Source organism: Streptomyces sp. NPDC048254, from assembly GCF_043201895.1.
Classification (GTDB): Bacteria; Actinomycetota; Actinomycetes; order Streptomycetales; family Streptomycetaceae; genus Streptomyces.
Window position 1 is genome coordinate 239170 of sequence record NZ_JBICZJ010000003.1, and the last position, 19632, is coordinate 258801.

The 19632-nt window shown below is 70.6% G+C and carries 9 protein-coding genes; 8 read left to right on the forward strand and 1 reads right to left on the reverse strand.

What is annotated here, in order from left to right; genetic code table 11:
- Window positions 1–59 precede the first annotated feature (59 nt).
- Window positions 60–791: an ABC transporter ATP-binding protein gene (locus ACGFZQ_RS10860; protein ID WP_393840045.1), complete on the reverse strand. Its 732-nt coding sequence runs from the start codon at window positions 789–791 to the stop codon at window positions 60–62.
- A gap of 335 nt (window positions 792–1126) precedes the next feature.
- Here ACGFZQ_RS10860 and ACGFZQ_RS10865 point away from each other — a divergent pair, with 335 nt between their 5' ends.
- The 8 genes from ACGFZQ_RS10865 (at window position 1127) to ACGFZQ_RS10900 (ending at window position 19557) form a co-directional block, all read left to right on the forward strand.
- Window positions 1127–3919: a carbohydrate-binding protein gene (locus tag ACGFZQ_RS10865; protein ID WP_393840046.1), complete on the forward strand. Its 2793-nt coding sequence runs from the start codon at window positions 1127–1129 to the stop codon at window positions 3917–3919.
- Window positions 3920–4154: 235 nt separating this feature from the next.
- Window positions 4155–5000, forward strand: a complete 846-nt coding sequence (locus ACGFZQ_RS10870; RefSeq protein WP_393840047.1) for a glycosyl hydrolase family 28-related protein — start codon at window positions 4155–4157, stop codon at window positions 4998–5000.
- A 28-nt stretch (window positions 5001–5028) separates the two neighbouring features.
- Window positions 5029–7710 (forward strand): choice-of-anchor D domain-containing protein, encoded by a 2682-nt coding sequence (locus ACGFZQ_RS10875; protein ID WP_393840048.1) that lies wholly within the window; start codon window positions 5029–5031, stop codon window positions 7708–7710.
- A 65-nt stretch (window positions 7711–7775) separates the two neighbouring features.
- Window positions 7776–9749 carry a discoidin domain-containing protein gene (locus ACGFZQ_RS10880; RefSeq protein ID WP_393840049.1) on the forward strand — a complete coding sequence of 658 codons (1974 nt, stop codon included), beginning with the start codon at window positions 7776–7778 and terminating at the stop codon, window positions 9747–9749.
- A gap of 145 nt (window positions 9750–9894) precedes the next feature.
- Window positions 9895–10881, forward strand: a complete 987-nt coding sequence (locus ACGFZQ_RS10885; RefSeq protein ID WP_393840050.1) for a hypothetical protein — start codon at window positions 9895–9897, stop codon at window positions 10879–10881.
- Window positions 10882–10955: 74 nt separating this feature from the next.
- Window positions 10956–12803, forward strand: a complete 1848-nt coding sequence (locus tag ACGFZQ_RS10890) for an HSP90 family protein (protein WP_393840051.1) — start codon at window positions 10956–10958, stop codon at window positions 12801–12803.
- 2 nt (window positions 12804–12805) lie between these two features.
- Window positions 12806–15742, forward strand: coding sequence for a hypothetical protein (locus ACGFZQ_RS10895; RefSeq protein WP_393840052.1), 2937 nt, complete (start codon window positions 12806–12808; stop codon window positions 15740–15742).
- A gap of 491 nt (window positions 15743–16233) precedes the next feature.
- A complete protein-coding gene (locus ACGFZQ_RS10900) occupies window positions 16234–19557 on the forward strand; it encodes a GH92 family glycosyl hydrolase (protein WP_393840053.1) in 3324 nt (1107 codons plus the stop codon).
- Window positions 19558–19632 lie beyond the last annotated feature (75 nt).

Sequence of the window (19632 nt, forward strand, 5' to 3'; positions counted from 1 at the left end):
AGGTACGCGCCGTCCAGGGCGTTCCGCCGGCGGACGCCGCCGGGCCGCGGGCGGTGCCGTCAGCCGCCCTCGATGATGCGGCCGTCGCGGAGTTCGAGCACGCGGTCCGCCAGCGCGAGGAGTTGCGTGTCATGGGTGGCGACCAGGGCGGTGACGGATTCGCTGCGGACGACGGCGCGCAGCAGGTCCATCACGGTGAGACCGGTGTCGGCGTCGAGCTGGCCGGTGGGTTCGTCGGCGATGATCAGCGCCGGGTTGTTGGCGAGCGCGCGGGCGATCGCGACCCGCTGCTGCTGGCCGCCGGACAGCTCGCCCGGACGCTGGTCGGCGTGGTCGGAGAGGCCGACCAGGGAGAGCAGAAGGGCGACGCGGGCTTCGCGGTCGCGGGCCGGGACCTTCCGCAGGCGCAACGGGACCCCGACGTTCTCGGCGGCGGTCAGAATCGGGATGAGGCCGAAGGACTGGAAGACGAAGCCGATGCGGTCGCGGCGCAGCGCCAGCAGGTCGTCGTCGCCGAGGCCGGCCAGGTCGGTGCCGTCCAGGATGATCCGGCCGCCGTCCGGGGTGTCGAGGCCACCGACCAGGTTGAGCACGGTGGTCTTGCCGGAGCCGGAACGACCTCTGAGGGCGACGAGTTCGCCGCGCGCCACGCTGAAGGAGACACCGCGCAGGGCGTGGACGGCGGTGTCGCCGCTGCCGTAAGCGCGGCGCAGGTCTTCGACCACCACCATCTCGCCGGCCGGCGTCCCGATGTCCGCAACAGCGCTGTGACCGCTGGACTGCTCGCTCATACTCCCTCTCCGGCCCCGCCCGGCTCGGCCGGAGCGGTCCTGCATTCGCACCGTACGGTACGCCGGACCTCCGCCGGAAGGTCAGCCACGGACGTACCACCCGGCCGCACCCTGCTCCCTCTGCCGCCCCGGCCGGCCGCCGGGAGGCGCCGGAGCCTGAGACGCCCCCTCCGCGATCGCTGGCCGTCCGTGACATCGAGGATTTGCATCACGAGGAAAGAACCTTGCAGTTACTTGGGAGATTAATTCTTTACTTCGTCGGAATCTAGCGGGGTGGATGAGGGCTCTGTACGGTCGGGGCGCCGGTTTCCCCCCACTCCGTGAAGGAGCCTCACATGCTGACGATCTCCAGACCCCGGCGACTGGCGGTGGCCGCCGTCGCCGCGGTCGGCGCGATGTGCGTGTCCGTGTTACCCGCCGCCGCCACACAGGCGGCGCTGCCGTCCGCCGCGCACGCGGCAGCGAGCGCGGCGGTGGGTGCGACGACGCCGTTCTCGGTCTACGAGGCCGAGGCAGGAACGCCGGGCGGGGGCGCGGCCGTCCGGTCGCTGACCTCGGCGCCGACGACCCAGTACTCGAGCGCCGCCCTGGAGGCTTCCGGCCATTCCTACGTCCACCTGGGCGACACCGGCCAGTCGGTGCAGTGGACCAACACCACCGGGCAGCCGATCTCCTTCCTCAACGTCCGCGCGAGCATCCCGGATTCGGCGTCCGGCGGCGGCATCACCGGAACGCTGAACCTGTACGTCAACGGGGTGTTCCGGCAGGCGCTGAACCTCAACTCGAAGCAGACCTGGGTGTACGAGGGCAACGGCAACTACAACACCAGCGACAACCAGAACCCGGCCGACGGCGACCCGCGGGTCTTCTGGGACGAGTCGCACACCTTCGTCACCGGGGCCCCGATCCCGGCGGGCGCCACGTTCTCGCTGCGCAAGGACTCCGCCAACAGCGCGTCCTTCTACGACGTGGACTCCGTCGACGTGGAGAACCCGCCGGCGCCGCTGACCCAGCCCGCGAACTCGATCTCGATCACGAGCTGCGGCGCGGTGGCGGACAACACCCCGACCAACGGCGCGGCCGACAGCCAGGCGGTGGACAGCCGGGCCGCCATCCAGACCTGCATCGACCAGGCCCAGTCGCAGGGCAGGACTCTGTGGATCCCGCAGGGCACCTTCTACGTGAAGGGCACCGCGGGACTGAACGCACAGGGCATCACCATCGCGGGCGCGGGGCTCTGGTACAGCACGGTCTACCGTGACGTACCGGTCCCCAACAGCACACCGCTGGCAGCCCTGTTCGACCTCACGTCCTGCACGGTGCGTGACTTCCACATCGACGCCAACGCCGTCAGCCGGAGCACCATCGGCGGGGACGGCGGCGCGATGGACACCACCGGCACCGACTGGCTGGCCGACGGGATCTGGACCCAGCACACCATGTCGGGCTTCTGGGCTTCCGGTACCGGCGGCAAGGTGCAGAACAGCAGGCTGACGTCGATCTGGGCGGACGGGATCAACGTCAACAACGTGTCGCTGAACGCGGACACCGGGAACAACCTGACGGTCACCGACAACTTCGTCCGCGGCACCGGGGACGACGCGATCGCCATCAACTCGGTGAACTACAACACCAACAGCGACGGTTCCCAGACCTTCTACAAGCCGATGACCAACGTCACCGTCAGCGACAACACCTCGATCGCGCCCTGGGGCGGCAAGGGTGTCGGGATCTACGGGGGCAGCGGCCACCAGGTCAGGAACAACTACATCAGCGACACGGCCCGCTACATCGGTCTGGGCGCCGGGCGCTTCGGTGTCAACGGCAGTGACCTGCTGTCCGCGACCGTGACGGGCAACACCGTGGTCCGCTCCGGCGGCAACGCCTACAGCCAGGGGCAGCCCGCCCTGCACATCGGCAACGGTGGCGACGGCCAGAACACCGGGACCGTCGACAAGGTCACGGTGACCGGCAACACCGTCAACGACTCCCTCTACGACGGGATCGCCTTCTCCACCTCGACCAACACCCTGCTCCAGGACAACACGGTCAACGACCCAGGCCGCAACGGCATCGCGATCTCGCCGTCGTTCTACCCCGCGCCCACCGGCTCCGCGACGATCACCGGCAACACGGTCACCGGACTCGACCCCGGTGCCTCGGCCTTCGTCAACAACTCCACCGGGTTCGTCGCGACGCTGAGTGACAACCACTGGCCGCCGCCCGCGCCCGAGGGCCCCTACGGCGGCACCCCCGCCGCCGTGCCCGGCACGGTGCAGGCGGAGAACTACGACACCGGCGGCCAGGGGGTGGCCTACAACGTCACCTCCGTCAACGGCAACGCCAACTCCTACCGCGCCGACGGCGTGGACCTGGACAACACCTCGGACACCGGCGGCGGTTACAACCTGGGCTGGACCGGCGCCGGACAGTGGTTCCGCTACACCGTGGACGTCGCCACGGCCGGGACCTACACCGTCAACCTGCGGATCGCGGCACCGTCCGCGGTGACCGGCGCGCTGCACCTGTCGGACGCCTCCGGCACGAACCTCACCGGCGCCGTCGACCTGCCCGTCACCGGCGACTGGCAGACCTGGGGCACCGCGACCACCCACGTGACCCTGCCCGCCGGGCGGCAGACTCTGACGCTCAACCAGGACACCGGCGGCTGGAACTTCAACTACCTCGACTTCACCGCCGGCACCGTCACCCCCGGCACCAACCTCGCCGCCGGCAAGCCCACCAGCGAGTCCAGCCACACCGACGTCTACCCGTCGTCGAACGTGACGGACGGCAACCAGGGGTCCTACTGGGAAAGCGCCAACAACGCGTTTCCGCAGTGGGTCCAGGTCGACCTGGGCTCGGCCCGCAGCGCCTCCCGCGTCGTCCTGCAACTGCCCGCCGGCTGGGGCGCCCGCAACCAGACCCTCACCCTCGGCGGCAGCACGGACGGCACCACCTTCACCACCCTGAAGTCCTCGGCCGCCTACACCTTCGACCCGACTACCAGGAACACCGTCACGCTCACCTTCCCCGCCACCACCCAGCGCTACTACCGCGCCACCATCACGGCCAACAACGGTTGGCCCGCGGGCCAGGTCTCCGAGTTCCAGATCTGGGCCCCCTGACCCCACGCTCCCCACGGTGCCGCCGGACACTCCGTCCGGCGGCACCGCCATGTGCGCGATGCCTTAGATCTTGCGGGCCGCATTTTTATTTGTTGCAGAGTTCTGTCTAGTTATTGCGTGATCATGTCAACGATATTACGGTCCCCCATGCATCGTCACCAACCCCCTGTCTCCCCTCCCTCTCTGGCGGCACTAGCGGGACAGTTCCGGCATTTGGTTACGTAAGGAGTGGCAAGTGTTCCATTCCATCCGAGATCTGAGACGAGTCCTCGTCTGGTTGGTCAGCACCGCGATGGTGGCTGCCGTCGGCGTCGTCGCTCTGGCCGTCCAACCGGCCTGGGCGGCGTCCACCGCCACCGGCGGCAGCGGTGCCAGCCTGCCGTACGTCGAGGTGCAGGCGGAGAACTCCGCCACCAACGGCACGTCCATCGGACCGAGTTACACCCAGGGCCAGCTGGCCGACGAGGCGTCGTACCGCAAGGCGACGACGCTGCAGGGCACCGGCAAGTACGTCACGTTCACCACGCCGGTGGCGACCAACTCGATCAACTTCCGCTACAGCATCCCCGACACCTCGAACGGCTCGGTCTACACCGCCGCGCTGTCCCTGTACGTCGACGGCGTCAAGCAGCCCGACTTCACCCTGACCAACGCCTACAGCTGGTACTACGGCAGCTACCCCTTCACCAACACTCCGGGCAGCAACCCGCACCACTTCTACGACGAGGCCCACCGCCTGTTCTCCACCACGTATCCGGCGGGAACGACCTTCAAGCTCCAGGTGGACGCGGGCGACACCGCATCCTCGTACACGATCGACTTCGCCGACTTCGAGCAGGTCGGCGCCGCCCTGACCGCACCCTCGGGAGCGGTGTCGGTGACCAGCAAGGGCGCCGACTCGACCGGTGTGGCCGACGCGACCAGCGCGTTCAACGCCGCGATCAGCTCGGCGGGCCCCGGCGGCACCGTGTGGATCCCGCCGGGCACCTACAACATCCCGGGCCACATCAGCGTCAACAACGTCACGATCGCCGGCGCCGGCATGTGGTACTCGACCGTCATCGGCACGGCCCCCGGCTAGCAACTCAGCGCCCAACGCGAGCACCGGTGTGCGCCTGCAGAACTTCGCGATCTTCGGCAATGTGCAGGAACGCGACGACAGCGCCCAGGTCAACGGCATCGGCGGCGCGATGAGCGACTCGACCGTCTCCAACCTGTGGATCGACCACATGAAGGTCGGCGCCTGGATGGACGGGCCGATGGACGGGCTGACGTTCACCGGCATGCGCATCCGGGACACCACCGCGGACGGCATCAACTTCCACGGCGGCGTCACCAACTCGAAGGTGACCAACAGCGACATCCGCAACACCGGCGACGACGGCATCGCCACCTGGGCGGACTCCGGTATCGGTGCCGACGCCAACGACACGATCTCCAACAACACCGTGTCCCTGCAGATCCTCGCCAACGCCATCGCGATCTACGGCGGCCACGACAACACCGTCAGCGGCAACCGGGTGGTGGACACCGGCCTCGCCCAGGGCGGCGGCATCCACGTGGGGCAACGCTTCACGTCGACACCGGTCGGCCTCACCACGATCTCCGACAACACCATGATCCGGGCCGGCAGCCTCGACCCCAACTGGCAGTTCGGGGTCGGCGCCCTGTGGTTCGACGGTAGCCAGGGCGCGATCACCGGCCCCATCAACGTGACCAACGCGCTGATCCAGCAGAGTCCCTACGAAGCGGTCCAGTGGGTCGAGGGCACCATCAGCGGTGTCAACCTCAACAACGTGACCATCGCCGGCACCGGAACCTTCGCGCTCCAGGAACAGACCGGCGGCGCCGCCAAGTTCACCAACGTCACGGCGACCGGCGTCGGTTACTCGTCCCCGGTCTACAACTGCTCGGGCGGCAACTTCGTCGTCACCGACGGCGGCGGCAACTCCGGCATCAGCGGCACGCCGTACTGCGGCGGCTGGCCGGCTCCGGTCTTCCCGCCCTATCCGTCCGAGGGCGTGACGGCCACCCCCGGCGCGCTGAACTTCGGTTCGGTCGCGACCGGTTCGACGAGCGCCGCGCAGACCGTGACGGTCTCCAACCCGACCAACACCGCCGCGTCCGTCTCGTCGATCTCCACCAGCGGTGACTACTCCCAGACCAACACGTGCGGTTCGTCGATCGCGGCGAACGGCTCGTGCACCGTCAGCGTGAAGTTCGCGCCGACGGCGACCGGCAGCCGTAACGGCACTCTCACCGTCAACGCGGGCGGGATCACCAACACGGTAAGCCTCTCCGGTACCGGCACCGCGCCGGGCCCGGTGCTGAACACCGACCCGGCGAGCCTGTCCTTCGCCGGCACGGTGGTCGGCTCGTCGGCCACCGCGCAGACGGTGACGGTGACGAACTCGGGCACGGCGTCGGCTACCGTCTCGGCCGTCGCGGCGACCGGTGACTTCAGCCAGACCAACAACTGCGCCACCCTCGCGGTCGGCGCGTCCTGCACGGTGAACGTCGGGTTCAAGCCCACCACGGGCGGATCCCGGGCCGGCAACCTGACCATCACCAGCAACGCCAACAACAGCCCGACCACCGTCGCCCTGACCGGCACCGGCATCGACAGCACCACGAACATCGCCGCAGGGCGACCGGCGACGGCGAGTTCGAGCTCCAGCCCGTACGTCGCCTCGAACCTCACCGACACCGACGCCTCGACGTACTGGGAGGGCACGAACGGCTCGTTCCCGCAATGGGCCCAGGTCGACCTCGGCCAGAACTACAGCGTCGGCAAGGTCGTGCTCAAACTCCCGCCGGCCACCGCATGGTCGGCGCGCACCGAGACCCTGTCGGTGCAGGGCTCCACGGACGGCTCCAGCTTCTCCACGATCAAGGCGTCGGCCGGGTACACCTTCGACCCGAACGCCAACAACAACACGGTGACCATCACGTTCAACGCCGCCACGGCGAGATACGTGCGGGTGAACATCACCGCCAACACCGGGTGGAACGCCGCCCAGTTGTCGGACTTCCAGGTGTTCCCCAGCTCCGGCGGCTCCTCGCCGGCGACCTTGTCGACCAGCCCGACGTCGCTGTCGTATCCCACCCAGGCGCTCAACACCTCCAGCAGTGCGCAGACGGTCACGGTGACCAACACCGGAACCGCCGCCGCGACCGTCTCCGGCATCACCGTCACGGGCGACTTCTCGGGAACCAACAACTGCGGGACGTCGATCGCGGCGGGCGCCTCCTGCACGGTGAGCGTCACGTTCAGGCCCACCGCGTCCGGCACCCGTACCGGCGACCTCAGCATCGCCAGCAACGCGTCGAACGGCACGGCCACGGTCGCGCTGACCGGCACCGGTGCCGGCACGGTGAGCCGGAACCTGGCAGCCGGCGCGGCCACCACGGAGTCCAGCCACACCGACGTCTACGCCTCGTCGAACGTGACGGACGGCAACCAGGGCTCCTACTGGGAGAGCGCCAACAACGCCTTCCCCCAGTGGGTCCAGGTGGACCTCGGTTCCGCGCAGAGCGCCAGCAGCGTCGTCCTCCAGCTCCCGGCGGCCTGGGGCGCCCGTAACCAGACGCTGTCCCTGTCGGGCAGCACCGACGGCTCCGCCTTCACCACCATCAAGTCGTCGGCCACGTACACCTTCGACCCCGCCACCAACAACACGGTCACCATCACGTTCTCCGCGACCACCCAGCGATACGTCCGGGTGAACATCACGGCGAACAACGGCTGGCCGGCCGGTCAGATCTCCGAGTTCCAGGTCTGGAACAGCTGAACCGACCCGATGGTGCCGCCGGGCGCGGGCGCGCCCGGCGGCACCGACCACCGAATGGAGTCCAGATGGGTGTCACACGCAGAGTCTTCTTGAGGGCCGCGGTCGCGGCCACCGCGGTGGGAACCGTGGGCGCGACCGAGACCGTACTCGCCCAGACCGCGTCGGCGGCCGGCTCGCCCGGCGACGTGGTCGGCAAGATCACCGTCGGCTACCAGGGCTGGTTCGCGTGCGTCGGCGACGGTGCGCCCATCAACGGCTGGTGGCACTGGAGCCAGGACTGGGGCCAGTCGCCGTCCCGGAACAACACCAACATCAAGTGCTGGCCCGACGTCCGCGACTACACCAGCACGTACCAGACGTCGTACGCCGCCCTGGGCAACGGCCAGCCCGCCAAGCTGTTCTCCTCCTACGACCAGCAGACCGTGAACACCCACTTCCTGTGGATGCAGCAGAACAACATCGACACCGCCGCGCTCCAGCGCTTCAACCCCACCGGCGGCGAGGGTCCCACCCGCGACGCCATGGCGACCAAGGTGCGCAGCGCCGCCGAGTCGTACGGCCGGAAGTTCTACATCATGTACGACGTCTCCAACTGGACGAACATGCAGTCCGAGATCAAGACGGACTGGACGAACAAGATGTCCGCGCACACCGCGAGTTCGGCGTACGCGAAGCAGAACGGCAAGCCGGTCGTCTGCATCTGGGGCTTCGGCTTCAACGACCCCAACCACCCCTTCACCCCCGACGCCTGCCTCGACGTCGTCAACTGGTTCAAGAACCAGGGGTGTTACGTCATCGGTGGCGTCCCGCGCGAATGGCGGACCGGCACCGGGGGCTCACAGGCCGGCTTCCTGGGCGTCTACCACGCCTTCCACATGATCTCGCCGTGGATGGTCGGCGCCATCGGCAACGTGGCCGAGGCCGACAACGCCTACACCACCTACACCGTTCCCGACCAGGCCGACTGCAACGCCAACGGCATCGACTACCAGCCCTGCGTCCTGCCCGGCGACGTCTCCGGCCGGCAGCGCGCGCACGGCGACTTCATGTGGCGGCAGTTCTACAACGTGGTGCGGGCCGGGGTGCAGGGCATCTACATCTCGATGTTCGACGAGTACAACGAGGGCAACCAGATCGCCAAGACCGCCGAGACCCAGGCCTGGGTGCCCACCGACTCCGGCTTCCTCGCCCTCGACGAGGACGGCACGGCCTGCTCCTCGGACTACTACCTGCGCCTGACCGGCGACGGCGGCCGCATGCTCAAGGGCCAGATCGCGCTGACCGCCACCCGCCCCACCCAGCCGACCCTCCCCACCGGCGGTGACACCACACCGCCCACCGCGCCGAGTGCCCTGACCGCCACCGGGCACACCGCCAACTCCGTCTCGCTGACCTGGAACCCGTCGACCGACAACGTGGGCGTGACCGGCTACCGGATCCTTCAGGTGTCCGGCTCGACCAGCACCCAGGTGGGGACCACCAGCTCAACCTCCTTCACCGTCACCGGACTCGGCGCGTCCACCGCGTACACCTTCGCCGTCGCCGCCCTCGACGCGGCGGGCAACGTGTCGCAGCCCTCCAACCAGGTCACCGTCACCACCGACCCCCCTTCCAGCACCACCAACCTCGCCCTCCACCGCCCCACTTCGGAGAGCGGCCACACCCAGATCTACGGCTCGGGGAACGCGACCGACGGCGACGCCAACACCTACTGGGAGTCCGCCAACAACGCCTTCCCGCAGTGGCTCCAGGTCGACCTGGGCGCCGCCACCGGCATCAAGCGGATCGTCCTCAACCTCCCCCCGGCCACCGCCTGGGCCACCCGCACCCAGACCATCTCCGTCCAGGGCGGCACGGACGCCGGCACCTCCACCCAACTCCTCGCCGCAGCGCCCTGTACCTTCAACCCGGCGACCGGCAACACCGCGACCCTCACGCTCCCCGCCACCGTCACCATCCGCTACGTACGGCTCACCTTCACCGCCAACAACGGTTGGCCGGCCGGGCAGGTCTCGGAGTTCCAGGTCTTCGGCGCCTGATGCGAACGTCCGCGGCCGGTCTCACCCCCGTCGACCGCTTCGCGACCGTCCCCGTGAACCACCGGCGGAAACCCTGTGGAAGTGCTGTCGGTGCTGCCGCTTATGCTGCACCCGACGATCACGCGGATCCTGGGGAGGGCGCGGCATGTTCGACAAGCTGTTCGGCAGGGGCGGGGAGAGACCGGCCGCGGATCCGCACGCCCTTCCCGCCCCACGCAGGCTGGGGAACGGCATGTACACGCTGCGCGCACTCGGAGACGCGCGGGTGCTCGCGCTGGTGGAGGCGGCCGAAGCCGGGGACTGGACGGCGGTCAAGGCGGCGCTGGGCCCCTTCGACCTCGGCCGGGACGACCAGATCCTCGGCGAACTGGCCGAACTGGACGGTGTGCAGGACTGGATCGGCCGGGCCGTCGAGGAGGACAAGGAGCACCGGGCCACCGCGCTGCTGATATCCGGGGCGCGCCACATCGTCTGGGGCTGGGAGGCGCGCACCCGCGCGAGTGCCGTGGACGTCACGCCCGCGCAGTGGCGGGTGTTCCACGAGCGGCTCCGCATCGCCGAGGATCAGCTGCTGGAGGCGGCCGAGTTGCGGCCCGAATGGGTCACACCGTGGCGCCGCCTCCTCACCTCCGGCCGCGGCATGTCGCTGGGCCCCGCGGTCAACGAGACCCGCCTCGACGCCGCCCTGCGCCGCGACCCGCTGGACCCGGAGACCCACATCGAGTGGGTGTCGCACCTGCAGCCCCGCTGGAGCGGTGCGCCCGGTGAGGCCCTGGCGTTCGCGCGTGGGGCGTTCGCCGACGCGCCCGACGGCCATCGTCTCGGCTGTGTGATCGCCGTGGCGCACATCGAGGACTGGGTCGAGGCCGACCGCAAGAACTGCCTCGTCACCCCCGATATCCAGGACGAGTTGCTGGACGCGGCCGAGCGCAGCGTCCTCCACCCCGCCTACGTACGGCGCACGGGCTGGCAGCAGGACTTCAACGCGTTCGCCATGGCCCTGTCCCTGGCCTCCGAGCGGATCGCGCTGCCGCAGGTCTTCCGTGAGCTGCGCGGCGCGTACACCTCCTGGCCCTGGAGGTACATGGCGCAGCCGGAGAAGATGTACGCCCGCGCCCGGCGCAACGCCTGACCCCGGCCGGGCGCACCGCCCGAGCCCGCCACCCCCGCCCGCCGCCCGTCGCTCACCTCACCCCGGACTGCCCGATGACTCTGCCCGACACCCCTTCGAGCCCGGCCGGCGCCGACCGCACCTTCCAGGTGGACCTGCGCGGCCTCGTCGACCTCCTCTCCCACCACCTCTACTCCAGCCCCCGCGTCTACCTGCGCGAACTCCTGCAGAACGCGGTGGACGCGCTGACCGCCCGGCACGCCCTCGAACCGGGCGCCGCCGACGGCGCGTTCGGCATCCGTCTGTACGCCGACGGTGCGGTGGTCCGGGTGGAGGACGACGGTGTCGGTCTCACCGAGGCCGACGTGCACACCTTCCTCGCCACGATCGGCCGCAGCAGCAAGCGGAGCGAGCAGATCGCCGAGCAACGCGCCGACTTCATCGGCCAGTTCGGCATCGGTCTGCTCTCCTGCTTCCTGGTCGCCGACGAGATCCACGTCGTCAGCCGTTCCGCCCGCACCCCCGACGCTCCCGCCGTGGAGTGGCGGGGCCGCGGCGACGGCAGTTACTCCGTCCGCACCCTGCCCGCCTCCGCCCGCCCACGGCCCGGCACCACCGTCACGCTGACGCCCCGCGCCGACATGGGCGAGTGGACCCGCCCGGTCCAGGTGCAGGCGCTGGCCCGGCACTTCGGCTCCCTGCTCCGCCACCCGGTGACCTTCGACGGCGGCACCGGAGGTCCGGGCGCGCTCGTCAACCCCGAGCCCGCACCCTGGGCGCGTACGTACCCCACACCGGGAGCACGCTCGCGGGCGCTGGCCGCGTACGGCGAGGAGATCTTCGGGTTCACGCCGCTGGACACCATCGACCTGGACCTGCCGGCCGTGGGCCTGAAGGGCATCGCGTGCGTGCTCCCCGAGACGGTGCCGGCCGGGCGCCGCCACGGCCACCGCGTGCACGTCAAGGGCATGCTGCTGTCCGAGCAGGCCCAGGAGATCCTGCCCGATTGGGCGTTCTTCGTCCGCTGCGTCCTCGACGCCGAGAGCCTGCGCCCGACCGCGTCCCGTGAGTCCCTGTACGAGGACGACACCCTCGCCGCCGTCCGTGACGCCCTCGCCGATCGGCTGCGTGCCTGGATCGCCCGCACCGCCGCCAGCGACCCGGACCTCCTCGGCCGCTTCCTCCAGGCCCACCACCTGGCCGTGAAGTCCCTCGCCGTGCACGACGACGAGATCCTGCGGATGCTGCTGCCCTGGCTGCCGTTCGAGACCACCGCCGGACACGCCACGCTCGACGAGTTCGCGCGCACCCACCGCACGGTGCTCGTCACCTCCAGCGTGGAGGAGTTCCGGCAGGTCGCCGCGATCGCCTCGGCCGCCGGACTCGGTGTCGTCAACGGCGGTTACACCTACGACCGTGAACTCGTCCACCGGCTGCCGGAGATCAGGCCCGAGGTCAGCGTCGCCGACCTCGACCCGGGCACCCTCACCGCCCACCTCGACCCCGTCGACCGGGAGACTGAGCTCGCCGCCGGGGCCTACCTCGCCCTGGCCCGCGACGCCCTCGCCGTCTTCGACTGCGACGTCGCGCTGCGCACCTTCCAGCCGGCGTCCGCCCCCGCCCTCCTCCTCGACAGCCGCGAGGCCCGGCACGACCGCACCCGCTCCCAGCTCGCCCGCGAACAGCAGGGCGGCGTGTGGGGCGACATCCTCGGCCACCTGCGGCAGGAGGCCCCGCGGGCCCAGCTGATCCTCAACCAGCTCAACCCGCTGGTCCGCACCGCGGTCACCATCGACGAGCCCGAACTGGCCCGCACCAGCGCCGAAGCCCTCTACGGGCAGGCCGCGATGCTGTCCCGGCGCCCGCTGAGGCCCGCCGAGTCGAGCCTCATCAACCGCTCCTTCCTCGACCTCCTCGCCCACGCCCTCCGCAAGGACAGCTGACGATGCCGACCGCACCCCATCCCCAGAACACGGACGAGCTGTACCGGGCGCTCCAGGAGAACGACCGGCGCCCCTACGGCCGTACCCGCACCGTCACGGCCGAGGAACTCGTCGACACCGCCGAGCAGTTCGCGGAGCCCCGCCCGCTCGTCCACGCCCTCCTCGCACTCCAGAAGGCGTACAACTACGGCTCCGAACCCAGGAAGTCACCCGTCGTCTTCGCCCGCCTGCTCACCCTCTTCGACGAGCAGCCCGACGTGTTCGACGAGCGGCTGCGGCACACGCTGTTCTGGCGGTTCAAGTGGGTCGCCAACGCCCTGCTCGCCCTGCCCGAGATACCGCTGGCCAGCCTGCGCCAGTGGCTGACCGAGATGCGTGACCGCTACGCGAAGGCCGGCCTCGGGCTCCAGCCCTACTACGGACAGGCCTACCGGCTCGCCTCACACGTCGGCGAGGACACCGCCCCGGCCTTCGAACTGTGGGCCGGACGGACCCGAACCAAGCTCAGCGACTGCGAGGCCTGCGAGATCTGCGAGCGCGCCCTGTACCACCTCGCGGCGGGCGACGACGAGCGGGCGCTGCGCACCTGGGAGCCCGTCCTGGCCGGGAAGGAGTCCTGCCAGGAGGAGCCCGCCCGCTCCGTCTCGTACGCGCTGCTTCCGCTGCTGCGCACCGGCCGCTCCGACCGGGCCCGCGAGCTGCATCTCACCGGCTACCGCGCCTGCCGCCGCAACCCCGCGATGTCCGGCGAGGTCGGCCGGCACCTGGAGTTCTGCGCGCTGACCGGCAACGAGGCACGCGGCCTGGAACTCCTCGCGGAGAACCGGAACCTGTTCGGCGAGGTCGACTCGCCGCTGGACCTCGTCAGCTTCCTCACCGGCGTCGAGGTCCTCCTCCAGCGCGTCGAACTCCTGGGCCACGGTGACCTGCCCGCCGCCGGATACGCGGGCCGCACCTGGACGGTGACCGGCCTGCGCGCCGAGGTACGCGGCCGCGCCGCCGACCTCGCCGCGCGTTTCGACGCCCGCAACGGAACCACCGCCCACACCGACCGGCGCACCGCCCGCCTCGACCGTGCGCCCCTCCTGGACGCACTGGAGCTGACCCTGCGCGCCCGCGGTCTCGACGACGTGGCCCCGGCTGCCGCACCCGAACCCGCACCCGAACCCGCACCCCTCGTCCCTGAGTCGCTGGCCGAACTCATCGTGCGGGCAAGGGAGTCGGAGGCGCAGGGGCATCCGGACGCGACGGCCTGCTGGGCCCGGCTGCGCACCCTCGTCGCCGCCCCCGGCTACGCTCACCCCCACGACCCGGCCGTGGGACCGCTCGTACGACTGCGCGCGGACCTGCTGGCCGACGAGGCGGCCCGGGTGGGCGAGAAGGACGAGTACGACAAGGCGGCCGCCCTGTGGGAAGCGGCCGCGGGCCTGTACGACGAGGCCGGAGCGCCGGGTGACGCGGCACTCGCCCGCGCCTGCGCCGTGCTGCCCGCGGCGGAGCTTCCCGAGGAGCGCGCCGACGGAGCCGAGGCGAAGGCCGCCGCGCTGACCGCCGCCCACGCGGCCCTCGTCCGGCTGCAGGAGGAGACACCCGACCTCGCCCCGTACCAGGAAGCCCGTGTGCTGCGGCTGCGGGCGAGCGCGCTCGGCCTGCGGCTGCAGGCGACGAGGGACGAGGAGCACATCGCGCCGGTCCTCGCCGAGGTGGACCTGCTGCTCGCCTTCGCCACCCGGCACGACATCACCGGCCAGATCTCCGGCGCCCACCTGCTGCGGGCCAGTACCCAGGCCCTCTCCGGCGATCTGCCCACCGCGCTCACGGAGACCGACGCTCTCCTGGACCGGCTGAAGGCGGACGGCCCCGCCTGGCACCTGCCCCGCACGCTCGGCCTGCGCGGCCGGCTCCGGCTCGGCCTTGGAGACGCGCAGGCCGCGCACGCGGACCTGACCGAGGGCCTGCGGCTGGCCGCCGACTGGCCGTCCGACTACACCGACACCGCACGGCTGCACGGTGATCTGGCCCAGGCCTGCATGCGCCTGGGCCGCCCCGACGAGGCGCTGCGGCACCTGTCGCGCTCCGCGGAGCTGGACCTGCGCCACGGCAGCCGGACGGACGCGTTCTGCACCTACGGCAACGTCGCCCAGCTCAGCCTCGAACTGGGTCGCGTCGAGGACTGCATCGCGCTGCTCGACTCCCTCCTGACCGAACCGGACGTCGCCGCCGGCGAGCTGGACGACCGGCTCGTCGCCCAGCTGCGCCTGTACCGCGCCCGCGCGCTGCACGCGGGCGAGGACCTCAAGGCCGCCACGGCGGAGTTGGCCGCCCTCGCCGCCGAGTCGGCCGGCTGGGACGACGACCCCGGGAGCCACGCCATGATCGCCGCGGAGACCGCCGTACTCCTCGCCGAGTCCGGCGAGTTCGGCCGGGCCCGCGAGGCCGCGGACCAGGCCCTCGCCGCCCATGCCCGGGCCCCGCGCTACGAGCAGCTCAGCAGCTGCCTGCGCGAGCTCGCCCGTCTCCAGACCCAGCGGCAGGGTGCCGAGGGCCTGGCCGACGCCCTCGCCGTCCTCGCCGACGCGGGCAGGGTCGCCGACGAGGCCCGCGCCGCGGAGTACGAGGCCCGCGACCGCTCCCTGGACAGTGCCCTCGCCTACGAACACGGACGGGTCAACGCCTACGCCGGTGAGTACGAGACCGCCCTGGCCGCACTGGACAGGGCCGTCACCCTGCTCGGCGAACCGGGACCCGACGACGACCACGCCGGCGAGTGGGCCGAGTGCGTCCGGCTCGCGTCCGTCGTGGAAGGCCTCTACCTGGAACGCCCCGTCCCCGCCCTCACCCGCCTCGACGCGGCGATCTCCCACCTCACCCCCCTGGGCCACACCGAGGAGACCGAGCCGCTGACCTCCCTGGCGGCCCAGCTGCGCGACGAGGGGTGAGGACGGGGGGGCAGGGAAGGCGCGTCGGCCGGAACTCTTCCTCGCCGAGAAGGAAGCCTATGCTGCGGAGCCGTAACTCCCGCAAGGATTCGCGCGGTTCGGCGCGGCTCCCGGTCCCTCCCGCGCCGAAGGCGGGCTCGCGTCCTCGACGGCGCGGGCCCGTGCGGACGGATGGGCCGGGGTGCGGCCGCATGAGGCCAGGTACCCGGCCGTCCGTGAACTTCGCACTCAGAAAGTCTTGTTGGCCTCGTTGACACGCCGCAAGCACAGGCGTTTCACTCGACACTCGTGCATGGCAACGTTGTCAGGCCGTGGGAGCGACTCGAACCGTTGCCTGTCGCCGGCATTCCGGTGTTTTTCGGCGCGCCGACACCTGATGTGCGAAGCACGAACCGCTGCGGAGGCAACCGATGGTGAGATCCCGACGTTCAGCTGCACCAGCCGACCGAGCAAGATTCCGCCGACGCCTCGTTGTGGTCTGCGTCCTGGGCATGGCAGCCCTTCCGCTTCCGGCGGTCGGAAGCGCCCAGGCCGCGGGCAACGCGACGCCGCCCCTCGTGAAGGACCCCGCGTCCCTCGTCAACCCCCTCATCGGCACCTCCGGTGCGGTGGACACCTTCCCCGGCCCCGACATGCCGGCCGGCATGGTGCAGTGGGGCCCCGACACCACCCCGCACCGCCCCGACGGCGGCGGCTACGAGTACACCGCCGACAAGATCTCCGGCTTCAGCCTCACCCACGTCTCCGGACCCGGCTGCCCCGTCGCGGGCGACCTGCCCATCCTGCCGGTGACCGGTGCCCTGTCGGGTGACCTCGGCAGCACGTCCGTCGGCTTCGGCCACGACAAGGAGCAGGCCGGCATCGGGTCCTACAAGGTCACCGACGCCAACGGGGTCAGCACCGAGCTGACCGACACCACCCGCGCCGGGCTGGGCAGCTTCACCTTCCCCTCGGGACAGCAGGCGAACCTGCTGTTCAAGCTCAGCGGGGGCGCCACCCAGGTGGACGGAACCCGCGTCCAGGTGGTGAACAGCAAGGAGATCAGCGGCGCGATCGACAGCGGTCACTTCTGCGGCGCGAACAACCGGTACACGCTGCACTTCGACATCAAGTTCGACCGGCCGTTCACCGCGAGCGGCACCTGGGTCGGCAGCACCATCACCCCCGACGCGACGTCACTGAAGGCGGGCAAGGTCGGCCAGACCCCGCGGAAGTCCACGTCGAAGCCGCTGAAGGAGAAGCACTTCACCGTCCCGGCGAAGCCGGCCCCGACGGTCCACGGGAACGCCGCCAAGGCCTCCGCCACGGCTTCCGCGGCCCCGAGCGCCAGTGCCGCCTCCCGGCTGTCCAAGGCCGCCGCGGCCGCCCAGCCGCCCACGACCGGCGCGAACGGCATGTACCTGACCTTCGACACGTCGTCGAACACCAAGGTGACGGCGAAGGTCGGTATCTCGTACACGAGTGACGCGAACGCGGCGGACAACCTCGCCCGCGAGATCGGGAACTGGAACCTCGGCGCCGTCGAGCGGGCCAACCACGACGCCTGGAACACGGTACTGAAGAACATCCAGGTGGGCGGCGGTTCCGCCGACCAGCAGACGCAGTTCTACACCGCGCTCTACCACGCGCTGCTGCACCCGAACGTCTTCTCCGACGCCAACGGCCAGTACATGGGCATGGACAACCAGGTCCACAAACTGGCCAAGGGGCAGAAAGCCCAGTACGCCACCTACTCCGGCTGGGACACCTACCGCTCCCAGACCCAGCTGATGGCGATGGTCGAGCCCAAGGTCGCGAGCGACGTCGTCACCTCGATGCTCAACGGCTACGACCAGACGGGCCTGCTGCCCAAGTGGGCCTCGAACAACGGCGAGAGCTACGTGATGGTCGGCGACCCGGCCGCCGGCATCATCGCCGGCGCGTATGCCTTCGGCGCCACGGACTTCGACACGGGCAAGGCCCTCGCGGCCCTCCAGCACGAGGCCACCGTCCCGAACAACGACCGTCCAGGCGAGTCGGTCCGGGACGCGAAGGGCTACCTTCCGCTGGACGAGAGCTACGGCTGCTGCAACTTCTACGGCCCGGTCTCCACCCAACTGGAGTACGACTCCGCCGACTACGCCCTCGCCGCCTTCGCCAAGTCGCTCGGCAAGACGTCCGTCTACGAGAAGTTCGCCACCCGCGCCCAGGACTGGATGAACGTCTTCAACCCGCAGACCGGCTACCTCCAGGCCAAGAACAAGGACGGCCAGTTCGCGGGCGGTTTCACTCCCGGCACCTCCAACGGCTTCGTGGAGGGCACCTCCGCCCAGTACACCCCCATGGTCCCCTTCAACCTGAAGCAGCTCATCCAGGCGCGCGGCGGCACGAAGGCGTACTCGTCCTACCTGGACAGCCTGCTCGACGACATCACGAGCCCCGGCAGCACCGACGCCGACCTGAGCAACGAGCCCAGCGTGGAGATCCCCTGGGAGTACGACTACACCGGCGAGCCGTGGAAGACCCAGGCGGCCGTCCGTGCGGCCCAGCAGGACCTGTACTTCAACGCGCCGGTCGGCTCGTTCGGCAACGACGACCTCGGCGCCATGAGCTCCTGGTACGTCTGGTCCGAGCTGGGCATGTACCCGGAGACCCCGGGCGCGGACACCCTGGTGCTCGGCAGCCCGGTGTTCCCGGTGGCCCAGGTGACCGTCGGCGGCAAGACGGTGCGGATCAACGCCCCGCAGGCCGCGACCGACGCGCCGTACGTGCAGTCGCTCGACGTCAAGGGCACGGCACGGAACACCTCCTGGCTGACGTACCAGCAGTTCAAGGGCGCGGGCACCATGGACTTCACGCTCGGTACCGAGCCCGACACCTCCTGGGCGTCCGGGCCGTCGGCGGTGCCGCCCTCGGACACCACGGGCGGCGGCCGGGTGCTGGCGGCGACCGGCCCCAGCAACGGTCTGGTCCTCCAGCCGGGCACGGGCGATGACGGCACCCTCGACCTGACCAACCTCGGCGACCAGGCCGTCACGGTCGACTGGACGGCGACGGCTCCCACCGGCGTCACCCTCGACACGGCGTCCGGCTCGCTCACCGTGCCCGCCGCGGGCAGCGCCGAGGCGAAGGTCCACGTGACGGCGGGCCCGGACGAGGGGACGTACCCGGTCGCCTTCGCCCTGACCGACCACGGCACCGGTGCGGCACTGCCGGGGGCGGTCCTCCGGGTGGCCGTGGCCAAGGCCGGTGCGCTGTGGCCGTACGACACCAACGAGGGCATCTACCCCGACGGCAGCGGCTTCTCGGGCGGGTTCGACGGCGGCGGCTGGGCCTTCTCGCAGAACGCGCTGGCGGCCGCCGGTGTCACCAGCGGCTCCATCCTCACGGTCGACGGCATCTCCTACCGCTGGCCGACGGTGACGTCCGGGCAGCCCGACAACCTGGAGATGGCCGGCCAGACCATCCCCATGCCGGCCGGCACCTCGGGTGCGTCGCTCGGTCTGCTGGGCGCGGCGGTCAACGCGCCGACCGACGGCAGCGGGGTCTCGGGCACACTGACCGTCACCTACACCGACGGCACCACCTCCCGGGCGACGGTCGGCTTCTCGGACTGGACGCTCAACGGCGGGCCGAGCAAGCCGCTGCCGGGTGACACGACGGCCGTCACGACGACCTACCGGAACACCGGGAGCGGCGGCCGGGACAACGTGAAGACCTACGTCTTCGCCACGAAGGTCCCGCTGGACCCGTCGAAGCAGGTGGCATCGGTCACGCTGCCGGTGACCGGCCAGACGGGCACCGACCACCTGTTCTCCTACGGCTTCGGCCAGTAGGAGCACCTCGGCACCGACGAGGAGGGGCGGTTCCCGGACTCACCTCCGGGAACCGCCCCTCCTGCGTGCGGACTT

What these genes read in the sequence shown, in the direction of transcription:
- ACGFZQ_RS10895 (WP_393840052.1), top strand. Translation starts at nt 12,806, where the DNA reads ATGCCGACCGCACCCCATCCCCAGAACACGGACGAGCTGTACCGGGCG.
- ACGFZQ_RS10885 (WP_393840050.1), top strand. Translation starts at nt 9,895, where the DNA reads ATGTTCGACAAGCTGTTCGGCAGGGGCGGGGAGAGACCGGCCGCGGAT.
- ACGFZQ_RS10865 (WP_393840046.1), top strand. Translation starts at nt 1,127, where the DNA reads ATGCTGACGATCTCCAGACCCCGGCGACTGGCGGTGGCCGCCGTCGCC.
- ACGFZQ_RS10860 (WP_393840045.1), bottom strand. Translation starts at nt 791, where the DNA reads ATGAGCGAGCAGTCCAGCGGTCACAGCGCTGTTGCGGACATCGGGACG.
- ACGFZQ_RS10900 (WP_393840053.1), top strand. Translation starts at nt 16,234, where the DNA reads ATGGCAGCCCTTCCGCTTCCGGCGGTCGGAAGCGCCCAGGCCGCGGGC.
- ACGFZQ_RS10880 (WP_393840049.1), top strand. Translation starts at nt 7,776, where the DNA reads ATGGGTGTCACACGCAGAGTCTTCTTGAGGGCCGCGGTCGCGGCCACC.
- ACGFZQ_RS10890 (WP_393840051.1), top strand. Translation starts at nt 10,956, where the DNA reads ATGACTCTGCCCGACACCCCTTCGAGCCCGGCCGGCGCCGACCGCACC.